3 protein-coding genes are annotated in these 2,581 nt (G+C 62.6%); all 3 read left to right on the forward strand.

Annotated elements, in window-relative coordinates; genetic code table 11:
* Positions 1–83 precede the first annotated feature (83 nt).
* Complete coding sequence (gene tnpA / locus AC0L3A_RS40405) at positions 84–473, forward strand: IS66-like element accessory protein TnpA (RefSeq protein WP_007591026.1); 390 nt, start codon at positions 84–86, stop codon at positions 471–473.
* Entirely contained in the window at positions 470–817 is a 348-nt protein-coding gene (gene tnpB, locus AC0L3A_RS40410; RefSeq protein WP_007591027.1) for an IS66 family insertion sequence element accessory protein TnpB, read from the forward strand. Before tnpA ends, tnpB begins: the two co-directional genes overlap by 4 nt.
* A gap of 72 nt (positions 818–889) precedes the next feature.
* The gene (gene tnpC / locus AC0L3A_RS40415) at positions 890–2,503 is read left to right on the forward strand and encodes an IS66 family transposase (protein WP_219685683.1); all 1,614 of its coding nucleotides are present in this window, start codon (positions 890–892) and stop codon (positions 2,501–2,503) included.
* Positions 2,504–2,581: the final 78 nt, after the last annotated feature.

Raw genomic sequence — 2,581 nt, forward strand, 5'->3', positions numbered from 1 at the left:
GTATTCCTCCGGGGTGGGCCGCCTTGTTGAGTTGCAGGTATCCGACGAGGATCTAGCTTTAAGGCTAGCCTTAAGGTCGGTAGATGCGGGTAGAGGTCCTGGGCGGGGTTGAGCGTCGTCGTCGCTGGTCTCGCGACGATAAGATGCGGATCATCGAAGAGACGCTGGCGCCCGGCGCGGTTGTGACGGAGATCGCGCGGCGGCACGGCATTTCGACGAGTTTGGTGTTCACGTGGCGGCGGCGGGCGCGCCTGGCGAGTGTCGTTTCGGCGGGACCGAAGCTTGTCCCTGTTCAGCTCACCCCGGGTGCGACCGAAAGCGTTCCATCGATTGAAGCCCCAGCGGTGATTTCGCCCCGGAGGCGCCGGGGCCTGATCGAGATCGAACTCGGTGGCGGCAAGCGTGTCAGCGTTGACGAGAACGTCGATGCTGACGCGTTGGGGCGGGTCCTTGATGTTCTGAGCCGGCGATGATCCCGATACCGGGTGGCGTCAGAGTCTGGATCGCAACCGGCCACACCGACATGCGTCGCGGCATGCAGGGTCTGGCTTTGCAGGTTCAGGAGAGCCTGAAGCGGGATCCCCACGCCGGAGATCTCTATATCTTCCGAGGCCGGCGTGGCGATTTGGCAAAGATCCTCTGGCATGACGGGATCGGGCTGTCGCTCTATGCGAAACGCTTGGATCGCGGAAAGTTCATCTGGCCTTCGGCGTCAGGTGACGCGGTGTCGATCTCGGCGGCGCAGATGGCGTACATGCTCGAAGGGATCGATTGGCGCAATCCACAACTGACGTGGCGGCCGACAAGGGCGGGATGAGCGAAGAAAAATGTGGAAACCCGCGTATTTTGGGGTGCCGCAAATCACTAAAACTATGATTCACTTCGTCTCATGGATGCTGATCGCGCCGCTCTTGCCGAAGAAAACGCCGCGCTGAAAGCGGAGCTGGCGGTAGCGCGGGCAAAGGCGTCGGAGGACGCCGCGCTGATTGTGCAGCAGACCTTGCGGATAGCGAAGCTCGAGCGCCAGGTTTACGGCCAGAAATCGGAGCGCTCGGCGCGGTTGATCGACCAGCTGGCGCTTACCTTCGAAGAATTGGAAGCTAACGCGACGGAAGACGAATTGGCGGCGGAGCAGGCAGTCGCCAAAACGACTACGGTTGACGGATTTACGCGCAAGCGCGCTGAGCGCAACACGTTCCCAGACCACCTTCCGCGCGAGCGGGTGGTGATCGATCCGCCGACGGCGTGCGAATGCTGCGGCGGCAATCGCTTGCGCAAGCTCGGCGAAGATGTGACCCGAACGCTGGAATCGGTGCCGCGTCAGTGGAAGGTAATCGAGACGGTGCGCGAGAAGTTCTCTTGCCGCGACTGCGAGAAGATCAGCCAGGCACCGGCGCCATTCCATGTGATCCCGCGAGGGTGGGCGGGGCCGAGCCTGCTGGCCATGCTGCTCTATGAGAAGTTCGGCCAGCATCAGCCTCTGAACCGGCAAACCGAGCGTTACGCGTTGGAAGGCGTGCCGATCAGTCTGTCGACCGCAGCCGACGCCGTCGGAGCGTGCTGCACGGTATTGGAGCCGCTGTTGCGTCTGTTGGAAGCCCACGTCATGGCATCCGAACGCCTCCACGGCGACGACACCACCGTGCCCGTGCTGGCCTTGGGCAAGTGCGATGTCGCTCGATGCTGGGTCTATGTAAAGGACGACCGCCCCTTCGGCGGCTCAGATCCGCCGGCGGCAATGTTCTATTACTCGCGCGATCGAAGGGGCGAGCATCCGCAGGCGCATCTGGCCAACTATAGCGGTATCCTGCAGGCCGACGCCTTCGGCGGATACACCAAACTCTACGAGCCCCCGCGAAGTCCTGGGCCTATCAGGGAGGCGGCCTGTTGGGTGCATGCCCGGCGCCCGTTCTTCGCCATGGCGGATCTTGAGGAAAACGCGCGACGTAAGGCTGCTGGCAAGAAGGAGATCGCCCTCTCGCCGATTGCGATCGAGATCGTGCGTCGCATCGACGCCCTCTTCGCAATCGAGCGCACGATCAATGGCCAAGGCGCCGACCACCGAGAGGCTGTCCGCCAGGCGCAGAGCGCTCCGTTGGTTGCCGATCTGGAAGCCTATATGCGTGAGCAGTGCGCCAAGCTCTCCCGCGGTCACGATCTGGCCAAGGCCATGAACTACATGTTCAAGCGCTGGGGCTCCTTCACACGCTTCCTCGACGATGGCCGCGTCTGTCTCTCGAACAACGCCGCCGAAAGAGCGCTGCGCGGCATCGCATTGGGCAGAAAGTCTTGGTTATTCTGCGGGTCCGACCGCGGAGGGCGTCGTGCCGCCGCCATGTATAGCCTCATCGTCTCTGCGAAGATGAACGACGTCGATCCTCAGGTCTGGCTTGCCGATGTACTCGCTCGCATCGCCATCCACCCCGCCCACAGGCTCGATGAGCTGCTGCCCTGGAACTGGAAGATTGCGCAACAGCAAGGCCTCGCGGCGCAGGCGGCTTGATGGGGCCCGTCAACAAAGTCAGCCACGTGTTTACCCTCGGCCATGTCGCCGAGATGCTTGGAGAAGACGAGGAATGGC

The sequence above is a fragment of the Bradyrhizobium sp. MI1.3 genome (assembly GCF_055811695.1).

Excerpts from the sequence above, each read along its gene's own strand:
- tnpA (WP_007591026.1), top strand. The coding sequence starts at position 84 with ATGCGGGTAGAGGTCCTGGGCGGGGTTGAGCGTCGTCGTCGCTGGTCT.
- tnpB (WP_007591027.1), top strand. The coding sequence starts at position 470 with ATGATCCCGATACCGGGTGGCGTCAGAGTCTGGATCGCAACCGGCCAC.
- tnpC (WP_219685683.1), top strand. The coding sequence starts at position 890 with ATGGATGCTGATCGCGCCGCTCTTGCCGAAGAAAACGCCGCGCTGAAA.